The 14037-nt window shown below is 59.0% G+C and carries 14 protein-coding genes; 3 read left to right on the top strand and 11 right to left on the bottom strand.

The annotated features are described in order from the left end of the window. Window positions 1–20: 20 nt before the first annotated feature. The 7 genes from ACM6IK_RS01390 to ACM6IK_RS01360 form a co-directional block, all read right to left on the bottom strand. Window positions 21–782 carry an anti-sigma factor family protein gene (locus ACM6IK_RS01390; RefSeq protein ID WP_414872823.1) on the bottom strand — a complete coding sequence of 254 codons (762 nt, stop codon included), beginning with the start codon at window positions 780–782 and terminating at the stop codon, window positions 21–23. Next, window positions 782–1264 carry a sigma-70 family RNA polymerase sigma factor gene (locus ACM6IK_RS01385; RefSeq protein ID WP_414872889.1) on the bottom strand — a complete coding sequence of 161 codons (483 nt, stop codon included), beginning with the start codon at window positions 1262–1264 and terminating at the stop codon, window positions 782–784. The genes ACM6IK_RS01390 and ACM6IK_RS01385 overlap by 1 nt, the downstream gene beginning before the upstream one ends. Before the next feature lie 58 nt (window positions 1265–1322). Next, entirely contained in the window at window positions 1323–1865 is a 543-nt protein-coding gene (locus tag ACM6IK_RS01380) for a tetratricopeptide repeat protein (protein WP_414872822.1), read from the bottom strand. Between the two features lie 114 nt (window positions 1866–1979). After that, on the bottom strand, window positions 1980–2933 hold the full coding sequence (locus ACM6IK_RS01375; protein ID WP_414872821.1) for a D-2-hydroxyacid dehydrogenase family protein: 954 nt from the start codon (window positions 2931–2933) through the stop codon (window positions 1980–1982). Window positions 2934–2946: 13 nt separating this feature from the next. Beyond that, window positions 2947–3972, bottom strand: coding sequence for an alpha/beta fold hydrolase (locus ACM6IK_RS01370; RefSeq protein ID WP_414872820.1), 1026 nt, complete (start codon window positions 3970–3972; stop codon window positions 2947–2949). A gap of 85 nt (window positions 3973–4057) precedes the next feature. After that, window positions 4058–4492 (bottom strand): YqaA family protein, encoded by a 435-nt coding sequence (locus ACM6IK_RS01365; RefSeq protein WP_414872819.1) that lies wholly within the window; start codon window positions 4490–4492, stop codon window positions 4058–4060. Then, on the bottom strand, window positions 4492–4938 hold the full coding sequence (locus ACM6IK_RS01360) for a DUF411 domain-containing protein (protein ID WP_414872818.1): 447 nt from the start codon (window positions 4936–4938) through the stop codon (window positions 4492–4494). Before ACM6IK_RS01360 ends, ACM6IK_RS01365 begins: the two co-directional genes overlap by 1 nt. A gap of 388 nt (window positions 4939–5326) precedes the next feature. On the opposite strand from ACM6IK_RS01360, the gene ACM6IK_RS01355 reads away from it, so the two are divergent. Continuing rightward, on the top strand, window positions 5327–5857 hold the full coding sequence (locus ACM6IK_RS01355; protein ID WP_414872817.1) for a hypothetical protein: 531 nt from the start codon (window positions 5327–5329) through the stop codon (window positions 5855–5857). Window positions 5858–5903: 46 nt separating this feature from the next. On the opposite strand, the gene ACM6IK_RS01350 is transcribed toward ACM6IK_RS01355, so the two are convergent. After that, on the bottom strand, window positions 5904–6899 hold the full coding sequence (locus ACM6IK_RS01350) for an aldo/keto reductase (RefSeq protein ID WP_108217467.1): 996 nt from the start codon (window positions 6897–6899) through the stop codon (window positions 5904–5906). A gap of 117 nt (window positions 6900–7016) precedes the next feature. On the opposite strand from ACM6IK_RS01350, the gene ACM6IK_RS01345 reads away from it, so the two are divergent. Then, on the top strand, window positions 7017–7940 hold the full coding sequence (locus ACM6IK_RS01345; RefSeq protein WP_414872816.1) for a LysR family transcriptional regulator: 924 nt from the start codon (window positions 7017–7019) through the stop codon (window positions 7938–7940). A gap of 7 nt (window positions 7941–7947) precedes the next feature. Here the strand turns inward: ACM6IK_RS01345 and ACM6IK_RS01340 are convergent, their stop codons facing one another. Next, window positions 7948–8085 (bottom strand): hypothetical protein, encoded by a 138-nt coding sequence (locus ACM6IK_RS01340; RefSeq protein ID WP_414872815.1) that lies wholly within the window; start codon window positions 8083–8085, stop codon window positions 7948–7950. 157 nt (window positions 8086–8242) lie between these two features. On the opposite strand from ACM6IK_RS01340, the gene ACM6IK_RS01335 reads away from it, so the two are divergent. Next, on the top strand, window positions 8243–8431 hold the full coding sequence (locus tag ACM6IK_RS01335; RefSeq protein ID WP_007970993.1) for a hypothetical protein: 189 nt from the start codon (window positions 8243–8245) through the stop codon (window positions 8429–8431). 8 nt (window positions 8432–8439) lie between these two features. Here ACM6IK_RS01335 and ACM6IK_RS01330 read toward each other — a convergent pair whose 3' ends face one another. Both ACM6IK_RS01330 and ACM6IK_RS01325 read right to left on the bottom strand, forming a co-directional pair. Then, window positions 8440–8811 carry a fe2+ zn2+ uptake regulation protein gene (locus ACM6IK_RS01330; protein WP_414872814.1) on the bottom strand — a complete coding sequence of 124 codons (372 nt, stop codon included), beginning with the start codon at window positions 8809–8811 and terminating at the stop codon, window positions 8440–8442. Between the two features lie 298 nt (window positions 8812–9109). Continuing rightward, entirely contained in the window at window positions 9110–13927 is a 4818-nt protein-coding gene (locus ACM6IK_RS01325) for a dermonecrotic toxin domain-containing protein (protein WP_414872813.1), read from the bottom strand. Between the last annotated feature and the right edge of the window lie 110 nt (window positions 13928–14037).

Raw genomic sequence — 14037 nt, 5'->3', positions numbered from 1 at the left:
CGCAAGCCATTGTCTGTGCTTCAAGCGCTCAACCGACTGCGCAACAGCTTCGCCATCTCCTCCAGATCCGCCATCGGCTGATGCCCGATCAGCATCCAGGCGTGTTCCATGTCAGCCCAATACACGATGTTCATCTCGCGCCGCTGTTCCCGGGCGAAATGGCGGCTGCCGCTGTTGGAGCGGGTGACGCACAGCGCCATGGGGCCGTGCGCCGGATCGAGGTAGGTGATCTGGGCGATGGGCACACCGTCGTACTCGAGGATTTGCGCGCGCTTGAACTCGGCACGGGGCAGGCTCAGTTTTGCCGGCGCGAGGTCCAGGCCCAGACGCTCATCGATGGTTCGCAGTTGTGCCCGTTGCGCGGCTTCATCACTGGTTAAATGATCCAGCGTTTGCGGCACGTAGAGCGCCATGTAATCGGCCACCTCACCGCGCCAGTTGTGTGTCAGCCGACTCGCCTGCCAGCCGAGAAACAACCGGTCCGCCAGCACGCCGCCGGCCAACAGTGCGGCCGCGGCGGCAAGGAACCAGCGCCGGTTGGGCCCGGGGCGGACGGGTGAGGGCAGCGTCGCGAGCATGGCTTGCAGGCGATCCATCGGCGCCTGTCGGGCCAGTTCATCGTAGGCGTCCTTGAACGGCAGGCTGCTGCGATCGAGCCATTGCAGGCGCAGGCCGAGCATCGGATCAGCAATGATGGCCGCGTCGATGCGCGAGCGCTGCTCGGCATCGAGTTGGTTGTCGAGGTAAGCCACCAGTTGTTCGTCCGAGGTTCTCGTACTCATCAATGTTCTCCTCGGTAAGGGTGCGGCACCGCGTGCAACGGCGGATATTCGGCCAGTTTCGCCCGAGCGGCTGCCAGGCGACTCATCACCGTGCCGATGGGCACTTGCAGCACGTCGGCGACTTCGCGGTAGGACAAGCCTTCGACGTAGGCGAGAAACACTGTTTCGCGCTGGGTCTCGGGCAACGCATCGACGCGACGGATGACCTGTGCCGCCAACACATGGGTCTGCGCCACGGATTCACCATCGAACGACAAGGCCTCATCGGCATTCACCTGGCCCTGACCCTGACGCACCCGCTGGGAGCGGATTTCGTTGAGCCAGATCGAATGCAGAATGCTCAGCAGCCAGCGGTCCATGCGCGTTCCCGCCACGAATTGCCCGGCCCGCTCCAGCGCTCGCACGCAGGTGGCCTGCACCAGGTCATCGGCAACATGCCGTTGACGGGACAACAGCAGGCCGTAGCGCCATAAACGCGCCAGATGCTGGTTCAGTTCCGTTCGTATTGTCTGATCGCTGGCGATGGCGACCTCCGTCCGCTCAGGTTTTCGATGAGTCGTTGATGGCTTCGGCCAGGTCCTGGTACTCCTCGCACTGGGTATTGCCGCAGATGGATCTGATCTGCTGCAGTTGCTCCTGCGCGAGGTCCAGCCGGCCTTTGATCACATAGGCCTCGCCGAGGTATTCGCGGACTTGCGCGTACTGCGGGTCGAGACTCACCGATTGCAGGTAATAGCCGATGCCTTCGTCGGTACGCCCTAGTTTACGCGTAGCGTAGCCGCGATAGTTCAGTGCTTTTGCCGTGTTTGGCTGTTTAAGCGTGTCGAGAAGGGCCAGGGCTTCTTCGTATCGACCGTCCTTGGCCAATTGCCAGGCATAGTTGGTGCGATCTTCGTCCGGCACCAGGTTGCTGGTCTGCCTGACGCACCGATGCGATCGGGTATCCAGCACCTGACCTTTCGGGCAGTTGGGCCGGCTGGGCATGTCGTCACCGCCGCCGCCACCGTTGGCCAGGGCGAGGGAGCCGGACAACGCAACGGTCAGCAACAGCGGGGTCATCAGAACGGCAAAACGAATATTCATGGGCTTTGCTCCAGAGGTTCATGCGTTTCAGATCAGGTCGCGCCCCGTCAGGCGCAGTGCAAGGTCGATGTGATGAGAACACTGCAGCATGAACAATTATTCGTTGTGGGAGGATCAATCCAGCAAACGAATCGGAGCCCCTGCCGCCCAGGCCTGGATGTCCTCGATCATCTGCGAGAAAAACAACTGGTAGTTCTGTTGGCTCACGTACCCGACATGAGGCGTTGCCAGCACGTTATCCAGAGTCCGGAACGGATGGTGCGCAGGGAGCGGCTCCTGCTCGAAGACGTCCAGTGCGGCAGCGGCCAGCCGTTGTTTCTGCAGTGCCTTGATCAACGCCGCTTCATCGACAATCGGTCCGCGAGCGGTGTTCACCAGCAGCGCCGTGGGTTTCATCCAGCCCAGTGCCTGTGCATCCACCAGGCCCCGACTGCGCTCGCTGAGCACCAGGTGCACCGACAGCACGTCGGCTTGTTCGAACAGTTCCTGCTTGCTGACATAGGTCACACCGACTTGTGCTGCACGTTCGGCCGTGAGGTTTTCACTCCAGGCGATCACGCGCATGCCGAACACCTGACCGAACTGTGCGACGCGCTGGCCGATGCTGCCCAGGCCGAGGATGGCCAGCGTCTTGCCGTGCAGGTCACCGCCCAGGCCTTGTTGCCACTGGCCGGTACGCAGGGCATTGGCTTCGACCACCAGATTGCGGGTTGCGGCCATGATCAGCGCCCAGGTCAGTTCCGGTGCGGCGTGTTTGTAGCTGTCGGTGCCGCTGACCTGAATGCCCAGCGCAGCGGCGGTTTTCAGGTCCAGGGCGGCATTGCGCATGCCGCCGGTCACCAGCAGTTTGAGCTTCGGCAAGCGGCGCAGCAGGTCTTCATCGAAACGGGTGCGTTCGCGCATCACGCAGATCACCTCGAACCCGGCCAGGCGCTCGGCCAGGGATGGGTTATCGGTGGGGTAGTCATGGAGAAAACTCACCTGGCCGACGCTGTCCAGCACCGACCAGTCCACCACATCCCGCGCCACATCCTGCCAATCATCAAGCACTGCAATCTGCACGGGCATCAGCCTTTCCTCTTCAACGCACGGGGTTGGTCTTGTTCAGCCAGGCGAGCAGGGCCTGGTGGAATTCTGCGGGTTCTTCCATCTGTGGCGCGTGGCCCATGCCAGGGAATTCGACCAGCGTGGACTGGGGGATCAGCTTGGCCACCTGTTTGCCGAGGACCTCGTAGTGCCCGAGCTTCGCCTTGACTTCGGGGGAGGCGATGTCACTGCCGATGGCGGTGGTGTCGGACGTTCCGATCAACAGCAGGGTCGGCACTTTCAGGTCCTTGAATTCGTAGTACACCGGTTGGGTGAAGATCATGTCGTAGATCAGCGCTGAGTTCCACGCGACTTGCGTATGCCCCGGGCCTCTGTTCAGGCCGGCGAGCATGTCGACCCAGCGATCGAATTCCGGTTTCCAGCGGCCTCCGTAATAGGTGTTGCGCTCGTAGGTGCGGATTGTGTCGGCGCTGAGTTTGAGTTCGCGCTCGTACCATTGGTCAACGGTGCGATAGGGCACACCGAGGGCTTTCCAGTCTTCCAGGCCAATGGGGTTGACCAGCGCCAGTTGCTCGACCTGTTCGGGGTATAGCAAGGCATAGCGGGTGGCGAGCATGCCGCCGGTGGAATGCCCCAGCAGGGTGGCTTTCTGGATGCCCAGCGCCTTGAGCAATTGTTGGGTGTTCGTCGCCAGTTGCTGGAAGCTGTACTGATAGTGCGCCGGTTTGCTGGAGGTGCAAAAACCGATCTGGTCCGGGGCGATGACCCGATAGCCGGCGTCGCTGAGGGCTTTGATCGAGGTGTCCCAGGTGGCGCCGCAGAAATTCTTGCCGTGCATCAACACCACGCTGCGACCATTGGCCTTGCCGTGGGCGGCGACGTCCATGTAACCCATTTGCAGGGATTGGCCCTGGGATTCGAAGGCGAAGTGCTTGAGGGTGTAGGGGTAGTCGAAACCTTGCAGTTGGGGGCCGTATGCCGGTCCTTCGGCGTGGGCTATGGCGGGCAGGGCAGCGGTCAGCAACAGGCTGGGTAACCAGCGGGTGAGGGGACGCGACATGGGAGAGCTCCATATAAAAGCCGCCGATGCTGGATCGGCTCGATTAGGGCGATATTAAACTCAGGCAATCGCCGCTCTTGGAGGTTCACCCCATCCAGCCCAGGGTCGCCATGGCCAGCACGCCGTAGCGGGCGCCTTTGGCCAGGGTGACGATCAGCAGGAAGCGCCCCAGCGGTTCGCGCATGACCCCGGCGACCAGCGTCAGCGGATCGCCGATCACCGGCAGCCAGCTGAGCAGCAATGACCAGTGGCCATAGCGTTGGTAATGCAGCCTGGCTTTTTCCAGGTGTCGGGGGCCTACCGGAAACCAGCGCCGGTCGCGGAACCGCTCGATCCCGCGCCCCAGCCACCAGTTAAGCAGCGACCCCAGAACGTTGCCGAACGTGGCCACTGCCAGCAGTGCCCAGAGCCAATACCGATCGCTGAGCAACAGGCCCACCAGCACGGCTTCGGATTGCAACGGCAGCAGCGTGGCGGCACCGAATGCCGCGAAAAACAGCCCGAGGTACGCGCCGGACATCAATGGGCGGGGTAATCCGCAACCACCAGGTCAGTGCCATCCTTTTTCAGGCCAATGACCTGATAGGCATCGCTCATGCCGTCCATTTCCATGCCGGGCGAACCCATGGGCATGCCGGGGGCGGCGACGCCCAACAGATCGTCGCGCTTGCTCAGGGCCAGGACCTGGTCGGCCGGGACATGACCTTCGACGAATTTGCCGTTGATCAACGCGGTGTGGCACGACGCCAGGCGCGGTGGCACACCGTGCTGTTGCTTGAACTCACTCATGTTGGCTTCGACGTGGTCCTCGACCTTGAAACCATTGGCCTCCAGATGAGTGATCCATTTTTTGCAGCAGCCACAGTTGGCGTCGCGATGCACCTCGATCGGGATGAGGTCGGTGGCCAGGGCCAGGGAGGACATGAACAGGGCGCTCAGGGCGATCAGACGCAGAGGGTTTCGCATGGGATTCGTCTCGGCTAACGGGCGAAAAAAACGCATTTTGACCCTTTTTATTGGTCGGGCATTCAAGGAGTGTTTCTAATTGCTACAAAAACCCGCTGTTAGATGATGGTAGATCATCGCTGTCAGGCAGATGAGGGGCACATTACAAAATCGTCAGGTTGAAATGCCGGGGGGGGAAGTATCGGTGTTGATAAGAACCAACTAGTCGCTATGTAGGAAAAGTCTGAAGGGCTATTCTTCAAAGTGCGAATATCTAATAAACAATAAGTTTTACAGCATGTATCTGAATTGTACGAGAATTGTTAAAACTCCGAATTAAAGTTTGGTGGCGTCAAGTGCTCCGGCCGATACTCCTGACCTCCTAACTTGGTCAAGCAAGGAGTTTTCAATGACTATCGGTTATACCGGCGCCTGGACTGCGAAAGCGGGCTTGTTGGTTCGAGATACCGCCAGCAGATCAAAGACTGTTCCCCAGAGCGTCAAGGTCAGGCAGATGCTTGACTTGGTGGGCAACAATCCCGTCGAGCTGGATACAGTCAAGATGGACAAGATGAAATTGCGCAAGCAGATGAAGGGTTTTGATCCTACTGATATTTCAGTCAAGTCCATGGGCAGTCTCAGTGTCTTTCTGAAAGAGCGTGGCCTGATCAGCGATGTGACGGCGGTCACGCTGAGCAATGCCGGTGACAAGTTCGACCGGTTTGGCATCAAGGACCCTGACGCGAAGTTCAATGCGCTGGAATATTTCGCCACGCAACTGGAGAACATCCAGAACAACAATCTGAAGGGTAACAAGTACGCCAACTACCTGATTCCCGAGTTCAAAAAAGCGATCTACGTGCTGCAAAACCTGGAAACTTACGGCAAGAACAACGGCCCCATGGTGAGGCCAGGCAGTGTTCTCTCGGAAGAGGCCTGACGCCATGTTGCCCGGCCCGCCCGGTTTATTGAGCGGGCCGGCGCCCTTACCGGTCGAGCAATTTCATGACTTCTTCCGGATAACGCAGGCCTGCGGTGGCATTTGCCGGAAAGATCGCTTCCAGCGCGTGCAGTTCTTCGGCGTTCAGCGTCACCTCCAGAGCAGCCACGTTTTCTTCCAGATATTTGCGTTGCTTGGTGCCTGGAATCGGAATCAGGTAATCACCCTGGGCCAGCACCCATGCCAGCGCCAGTTGGCCGGCCGTCACGCCTTTCTCTGCCGCCAGCGCCTGTACCTGTTGCACCAGTAGCAGGTTTTTTGCGAAGTTTTCGCCCTGGAAGCGCGGGCTGAAACGGCGGTAGTCATCCGCCGCGAAATCATCCGGACTTTTCAAAGCGCCGGTCAGAAAGCCTCGGCCCAACGGGCTATAGGGCACAAAGGCGACGCCCAGACGTTGGCAGGCCGCCAGGCAACCGTTTTCCTCCTGGTCACGGCTCCACAATGAATATTCACTTTGCAACGCACTGATCGGATGAACCTTGTGCGCCCGTTCCAGGGTCGCCACCGATGCCTCGCTCAATCCCAGGTAACGCACCTTGCCGGCACTGACCAGTTCGGCCATGGCGCCGACGGTTTCTTCGATAGCCACCTGTGGGTCGATTCGGTGCTGGTAATACAGGTCCAGCGTGTCCACGCCGAGGCGTTTCAAGCTGCCATCGATGGATTGGCGAATGTATTCCGGCCGGCCGTTGACGCCCCGGGCTGTGGGGTTGGCCGGGTCGCGGACGATCCCGAACTTGCTGGCCAGGAACACCTGATCGCGCTTGCCGGCAATGGCCTTGCCAATCAGTTCTTCGTTGGTGTGCGGGCCATACATATCGGCGGTATCGAGCAGGTTGACGCCCAGTTCCAGCGCGCGATGCAGGGTGGCCGTGGCTTCGCGGGTGTCCGTGCCGGTGGTGTAGAAGTCGGTCATGCCCATGCAGCCCAGGCCGATGGCCGACACCTGCGGACCGTTTTTTCCCAATTGTCGTGTGTGCATGAAATCAGCTCCCTGTGACGTGAGTCGCTATTGTTCGCCTCGACAGAAACAAGATAAACCGGCTAAAACGGCTATCACTATTCGTTAAATCTAAACAATCTGCCGGTGGAACCTGCAATGGACCGTTTCAACGCCATGCGCGTCTTTACCCGAATCGTCGAACTCGGTGGCTTTGCCAGGGCCGCCGACAGCCTGCAATTGCCCCGGGCCTCAGTGACCATCCTGATCAAGCAACTGGAGGCGCATCTGGGGGTGCAACTGCTGCAACGCACCACGCGGCAGATCAGCCTGACGCTCGACGGTGCGGCCTATTACCCGCGTTGCGTGCGCTTGCTGGCGGATCTTGAAGAGACCGAAGCGGTGTTCAGCGCGGCGCGCCACAATCCCAAGGGCTTGTTGCGGGTCGACATGCCGGCGGGAGTGGGGCGCCTGGTGGTGATTCCGGCGCTGCCGCAATTCACCACCCGCTATCCCTTGATCGAGCTGGAAATAGGTTTGAATGACCGGCCGGTGGACCTGATTCGCGAAGGTGTCGATTGTGTGTTGCGCGGAGGCTCGCCGCTGGACGATTCGCTGGTGGCACGGCCGCTGGTGATGATGGATCAGGTGACCTGTGCCAGCCCGGACTACCTGCAGCGGCACGGAACGCCCCATACCTTGGACGACCTGGACGGGCACCGGATGGTCGAGTACGTCTCCAGCAACGCAAAACGCTATGGGCTGGAGTTTGTCGTGGATGGCCAGGTGCAGTCGGTCGATCTGCCCAAGCAGGTGGCGGTCAACAGTGCCGATGGTTATCTGGCCGCGTGCGAGGCGGGGTATGGCCTGGTGCAGACGCCGTACTATCACGTGGCGCGGCAACTGCAGGAGGGGCGATTGTGTGAAGTGCTTGGGGAAGTGCCGCCACCGGGCATGCCGATGACGGCGCTTTATCCGCCGCACCGCCAGTTATCCCGGCGGGTGCGTGTGTTTGTCGATTGGCTGGTTGAGTTGTGTGCCCAGCCCGGCAATGACTTCTATCGAAAGGATTCAGGACGTTGAATAGCTGTTAACGATGTTGGTAGTAACCTGGTCCGCGATGGTCGTAGTGGTGATGGTGGTGCCAGCCCCCGTAGGGGAAAACAATGCAACCGCCCAAGGTCAGGATGGCCAGCAGAGGCATCAGCAATGTGATTCGACGCAACATGTGAAAGTCCTCATGGTTATCGCCGTTATGAAGCCAAAACTCTTCATCGGCTGTAACATGAGACCCCCGCTTGTAGCTGTTTATCCCCGAAACAGGGTAGGCACTTGGCATGCGAATCGATACAAACCGGATACATTTTCAGATTCAGGAACCTGCAATGACTCAGTCGCAACGTTTGAAATACTCGATTCTGATCTCCCTGGTGGTGCTGGGGATCATGTTTGGCCTTTCCTGGTTGCAGAACACCGGCGTCATCAGTGAAAAAATGTTCCAGTACATCGCCATAGGCGTGGCGGTGATCGTGGTGGTCATCAATGGTGTGATGCGTCGCAAGGTCAAGCCCTGATCATTCGATCACTGGTTGCGCAGAATGGCAGCAGCCTGGGGATGCAGGCTGTAGCTTTTGTCGGGGTTGAGCACAATCACGCCTTCGCTGCACAAGCGCTTGAGCACTTCACGCACGCTTAGAAACGACAAGGGAATGTCCAGCTCCAGCAATTGGCTGTGCACGCCACGTACGCCCAGGCTGCAGTCGTTTTCGGCGGCAGTCAGCAGGGCATCGATGACTTTCAGGCGGATCAGGCTGGTTCGCAGGCCAAAGCCTTTGAGCAGGATTCTGATCCGATCGTTGCGGTGACGATCGGTACGCGGCTCGAATACGCCGACTGCCACGGAAGTACCCTTTGGCGCATTGCTACCGTCCGTTGGCAGTGGCGAGTTGTACATTGCAAAACTCCTTTTCAGAGCCTGATCAGGAAAAAGTGGGCGCTCTTACAAGACTAGACACATGAGCAGCGCAGATCATGAAGGCTCGAATGTAGAAAATTTGTCGCCATCGTGTGATCAACCTGTCAGTCCACGCGCCGATGCACGGTAAAAACCCTGAGTTTTTGATGTGAGCTTCGCCCCTACAGGGAGGCACGGTGCACGTGGGTAGCAGTATCCACAGGGTGCGTGAAAAAAGATCAAGACAAATACCGCCGTGCAGCGCAGATCCGCAGATCTGCGCGTTATGACGTGGGGATCAGGTTTCAGAGGTCGAAATGACCGGTACCGGGTCCAGTTGCCGGCCCATTTCGCAGATCAAAAAGGCAATGGAGTCGGCATTGTGCAAAATGACGTCGGTTCGGATATTCGAATCCTGCCCGTTCAAAAAAGCTTCCCGTGCCTTCTCCATGGTCTTGCTGCCAGTCAGCCGCAGGATGGCCTTGCCGACGTGATCAGAATCCGGAATCGAATCCAGGCTGATCCACGTTCGCAGACCACTGTTCCAGCGTGCGAACAGTTCCTCCTCTGGCGTTTCCATTGACAGGGCTACTCGCTGGAAGTCCATCTGATTCTGTTTCATGGCTGCGCCATAGGCGGTGGTCGATGCCACCAGATCGCTGAACGGCCGCCTGGCCTCAAGGTATGCAATGTCCACGGCCCCGGAAAACAAATGGGCGAATTCGTGTATCAGCGTGGCGGCCTGGCTGTGGCTGTCGACGTCGAAGGGTTGTGTCAAACAGGATTTGTACCAGTCCAGTTGTTGATCGAAGAATCGTTCCGTGAAATGCACATGGCGCTGTTGATCCTTGTCCAGGACAAACGCGACGAGGATGTCCTTCGGGTTCCGGTTTGAACCCACGATAAAGCGTTGTGAGTTCATCCAGTCTTCATCGGGGTCGACCAGCGCGTTACAGATGGGAACGATAGCCTGTTTGATTTTGTCGATCAGTGCATTGTCGAGCTGCCCGACATCAAAGAATTGTTTGAGGAAGGTATCAAGCCGTGTGCCTGGGACGAGTTTGCGCAGATGCACCAGGTTGTGCAGGCTGTTGAACGCGTAATAGCGAGCCATGTCGATGGCCTGCACGATCATGCGGGCTTTTTCAGGATGTTTGGCGCGGATTTCCTTCATCCCCCGGGCCTCGATGTTCAGAACATCCTGGGCAGCATGTGCATAAGCAAACTGATTGTGCATTTTCGAGAGGGCTTTGCCGAAGTGGACGGTGTGAGTGTCCGGGTCGATCGCCAGTTGCTTGTCAGATGTTGTGAGCAGCACGGGGCCTTCTTCCTGGCCTTTGATCATTCGCCAGACCGCCCCGGTCTTGTTCACGCCGTACACCTTGCCGGCGATAGGGGCGTAGGTTTTTCTGCTCGCCGCATCGAGGTAGGTGCCATCCGTGCGGTTTTTCGTCAGGTTCTTCAGTTCGACGGTGGTTTCGAACGGTTGCAGCCGCGTACGCAACGGTGCTGTCGAACGGACCTGCGACCAGGATTGCGCAATCACGGGGGTGGCAGCCGGCTCAGCGATGGTTTCACCGGTTGCCTGGGCGCTGTCGGCCCATCCTTCAAGCGATAACCGGCCCAACGTCACGATCTGCACCGCACCGGCAATAAAATACTGCAAGGCAGTTTTCCAGTGATGGTCCTGCAGGGCTTCAGCCGAGATTCGCGCGTCCTTGTAGGCATTCCACAGAAACTGTAGATACGCGAGTTTGCCCGGTAACAGCCCCGAGAAGAAATTGATTGCGGGGCTGAACAGGTGTTTGACAGCCTCCCAGTCCGACTGGCCCGAAACATGCGACTGGCTACCGAGCAATCGTGTCAGCAGTTGGGTGTTGTCATGGAAAAAGCGGCTGAGTACGTTGCCGCCGATGGGGTTGGACGCAAGAGTCATTTCGCTCAACTGGCCAATGGTGGATTCGAACAGGTTGCGAAACACGGTCTGCTCACTGTCTGGCAGGCGACGTATCAACATTTCCTGCAAGACTCCCGGCGTGTTGAACGCCGAGACCACGCTGGCCTCATTTTCAAACTCTACAAACGGTGAACCTGCGCGATGGTAGGGGGCATAGAGAATTTGTGGGCCTGTGTTGCCACCGCCAGGGCCAATCAGGTAAAGGCCCAGCGCTTTGACGGCGGCGGCGCCGGTTGTCTTGATCAGTTCCAGTGGCCGGACAATCGCATGTGCCCCCTGAACGGTAGTCCGGGCGATGGCGTCCGGCATGTCCAGTACCTGGCGAAGCAAATCGAAAGCACTACCGGACAGGCGTTGCCGCAGCTTGAGTTCGTGGGCGTGTTGCAGCAGTTGCCAGGGCAGCTGTTTGACGAAACGCAGCATTCGGCTTTCGACGTCAGCTGCTTGATTCGACAAATTGTCAGTGACCTGTCTGGCGTAGTTTTGCGCGAGGTTCAATGACAGCAACAGTTGACGGACAGCCGCCTGGTCCAGTCCGGCGGGCAGAGCTTGCAGGGTTGCCGAGCTGACTTTGAACCCGGTGCCCTGTGCGATGTTGACATGGTTCAGGGCGAACTCTGTGAGGCTCCTTGCGGGGCCGGCCAGGGCCAGGTCGGGGGTGATCTCGATGTTGTCGGGGTCCAGCGTTTGTGCAGGGAAGCGGCTGGCGAGCAATGACGTCAACGTCTCATGCACATGCGACTTGAGGGGTTTGATCCCGTGCAAATAGTCTTTGTCCTCATCAACGCTGTTGCGGTATTGCTCCAGCCATTCAAGGTGCTGACGCTGGTCTTCCAGCGGAGCCATTCCAAGCCAGGCGGGCAGGGACTGCTGCCGGCTGATCGCACGGGCAATCGAGGTGGCTCTTGGCAGGTTGGCGTTGAAGGCGGTTGTGGTCAGGCTTTTCAGGGCTTTTTTCTGCTTCGTTTCGCTCAGACCGAAGGTGCGTACGTGTTCGCAGCGAGCCAGAAAGTGTTCGATGGACGATTGCGCGACCCGCTCCAACACAGATCCTTCAATCAGCCGCAGCGGTCCCAGCGAATAACGTTGGTGAAAGACGCGCTGGGCCGGGGAGAGGTTGTCCAGCAGCGCCAGGCGTTGTCGTGGGTCGAGCAGGCGGCGGTTCAGTTCCAGCCGTGCACGATTGAGGGTGTCAAAGACTTCCAGGCCCTCGGCGGGTGTCCACAGGATCGACCTGCCGGAATGCGAGGCGTCGAGCCCGCCACGCTCGGTCATGAGCAGGCAATGGGCCAAGGGCAGGACATCGCCCTGAGCGGAGCACTCCAGCGTCAATGAATAGGCATCGGGCCGGAAGCCTTTGAGTGACAGACGGCTCTGCCGGTCTGTCTGATTCGGGTTGAATACCGTTTCGACAATGGCCCGGTCCGCATCCCGCAGTGTCGCGCTGAGCCTGCGCAGACTGGCCTCGCCCCGGATGCCGACGGAAAGCGCATGGGCCAGGTGAGGTTTCATGTTTTCCAGATATACCCGCTGCAGGGCCAGCGAAGCGAGCGGTTGCGCCGCAAAATCCGCGTTGATCAGTGTTTCGATGTCGCTGAAGGTCTTGGCGAAAGCTGCCGCGGTATCCGCCAGCACCGTGGAAGGATGCTGATCGCCGGTTAACACGGGCCGTGTGCTCCAGCGTCCGTCGGTCTCCAGTGTCAGCAGCCGTTCGCTGATCATCGAGCGGATATCCAGCGCCTTGTCGAAGAGGGCGTGGATGTTCACGTTGCCGTCACTGTGACGGTACACCTGCAGGGCATATTCCATGTTCTGCAGTTGCTTGCTGATGATGGCGTCGAAGAGCTTGGGGAAGATCGCGCCGGACATCACTTCCCCGGTCACATTCGGCCGGTCAAAACCGATGAAGCGCTGGCGTTCGTCCAGGCTCAGCAGGCCATAGAGTTCTTCCTCGTGCCCGGCCGTGCTGAACTTGCTCAGCACCGTATCGCACAAGTCCTGATAGTCCTTGAGCACCTGCAGGCCTTGGGTGGGTGTGTAGAGAAACGCATCGCGGGCGCTGACCATCAGTGAGCCGGCCAACTCGACATAGTTGGCCCGGTGCTCCCACAGGCGCACGGTTTCGACCGACATTGATGCGTTCGCCCGGCTGGCCGTCGAGATCAACGCATGCAAATCCTGGCCTTGCTCCGGGGTGATGATCCCGGCTTCGCGCTTGAGCAGCAGTTGCACTCGCGCCTGATCGGCGATGGCCCGGCCGAAGAATGCGCGACGCGATGCACCATCGACACTTGCTGCAGCCCAGAAACCTTCGAGCTGCCTGATCAACAGGCTGACGAGTTTGCGCGAGATCGTGGTGACGACGGCTTCCCAGAGTGGCTGGTCGGCTTTTTTTGAAGTTTTTTTCGGATGGGAAAACTCAGGGGACTGTCCGGACGGCCAACGCTGATGGCGATAGTGCAGGAGTACCGCGTCGCTCAGGGACAGGGAATTGACCCAGCGTCGGGTTGTGTTCTCGTCAATCGTTGCCAGATAGAAATTCACCTGAGTCTGGCGCTGGTCCAGACCGGGAAAAGCGGTAGCCAGCTGTTCACTGAGCAATGCCTCGAGCAGCGACGTCAGGGGCGGCAGCGCTTTGAGCTCATCGAGCAGGGCCTGGTCATTGAGTTGCTGATGGGTGAATAGGGTGTTGCGTTGGTCCTCGAACACGTCGCCTTCGATGGTTTGAAAGTCCACCCCGATGGTCACCGCCTCCACCACCGCCCTGCGTTGGGACAGCGCCATGAAGGCCAGCAGATTATCGTCTTCGTCGCCCGCTTCGAGTTGTTTCACCAGCTGTTCGGTCAGGGCCGAACGGTCAGTGAACTTCTGTATCCCGGCGTATGGGGTGTAGAGAATTACGCCGTTGTCATCGGGTGTCGCAGTCAGCAAAAAACTGCCGGCCAGCGCCAAACGCTCCAGTCCCGGTATTTTCAGCAGGATTCTTTTCGCCAGCATGGGCGGCGTCTGCTTATCGCGCAGTGCCTGGCTGGCCAGTTCGATATGGCTGAACCATTCGAAGTCCTTTTGCGTCAGCCCGTGGGTTTTGCCCAGTTCTCTCCAGCGGCCGCGCAACGTCAGTGCTTCGGGGAAAAACAGCGGAGTTTCAGGTGTAGACATCGTCGAGTCTCGTTCAAGGTGCCATTCAAGGGCGCTTGTGGATTGAGTTTCGAGACTAAAAGCCGGCGCGATGATGCAGACGGTAAATAGATAACGCACGGGCAGTAGGC

The sequence above is a fragment of the Pseudomonas sp. IT-196MI5 genome, from assembly GCF_949767415.1.
Lineage (GTDB): Bacteria > Pseudomonadota > Gammaproteobacteria > Pseudomonadales > Pseudomonadaceae > Aquipseudomonas.
Note: the sequence above shows the minus strand (reverse complement) of the source record. Positions and strands in the feature narration are given on the sequence as shown.

Coding starts and splice junctions, on each gene's coding strand:
- ACM6IK_RS01345 (WP_414872816.1), top strand. CDS start 7,017: ATGGACCGTTTCAACGCCATGCGCGTCTTTACCCGAATCGTCGAACTC.
- ACM6IK_RS01370 (WP_414872820.1), bottom strand. CDS start 3,972: ATGTCGCGTCCCCTCACCCGCTGGTTACCCAGCCTGTTGCTGACCGCT.
- ACM6IK_RS01325 (WP_414872813.1), bottom strand. CDS start 13,927: ATGTCTACACCTGAAACTCCGCTGTTTTTCCCCGAAGCACTGACGTTG.
- ACM6IK_RS01330 (WP_414872814.1), bottom strand. CDS start 8,811: ATGTACAACTCGCCACTGCCAACGGACGGTAGCAATGCGCCAAAGGGT.
- ACM6IK_RS01355 (WP_414872817.1), top strand. CDS start 5,327: ATGACTATCGGTTATACCGGCGCCTGGACTGCGAAAGCGGGCTTGTTG.
- ACM6IK_RS01365 (WP_414872819.1), bottom strand. CDS start 4,492: ATGTCCGGCGCGTACCTCGGGCTGTTTTTCGCGGCATTCGGTGCCGCC.
- ACM6IK_RS01375 (WP_414872821.1), bottom strand. CDS start 2,933: ATGCCCGTGCAGATTGCAGTGCTTGATGATTGGCAGGATGTGGCGCGG.
- ACM6IK_RS01350 (WP_108217467.1), bottom strand. CDS start 6,899: ATGCACACACGACAATTGGGAAAAAACGGTCCGCAGGTGTCGGCCATC.
- ACM6IK_RS01335 (WP_007970993.1), top strand. CDS start 8,243: ATGACTCAGTCGCAACGTTTGAAATACTCGATTCTGATCTCCCTGGTG.
- ACM6IK_RS01390 (WP_414872823.1), bottom strand. CDS start 782: ATGAGTACGAGAACCTCGGACGAACAACTGGTGGCTTACCTCGACAAC.
- ACM6IK_RS01340 (WP_414872815.1), bottom strand. CDS start 8,085: ATGTTGCGTCGAATCACATTGCTGATGCCTCTGCTGGCCATCCTGACC.
- ACM6IK_RS01380 (WP_414872822.1), bottom strand. CDS start 1,865: ATGAATATTCGTTTTGCCGTTCTGATGACCCCGCTGTTGCTGACCGTT.
- ACM6IK_RS01360 (WP_414872818.1), bottom strand. CDS start 4,938: ATGCGAAACCCTCTGCGTCTGATCGCCCTGAGCGCCCTGTTCATGTCC.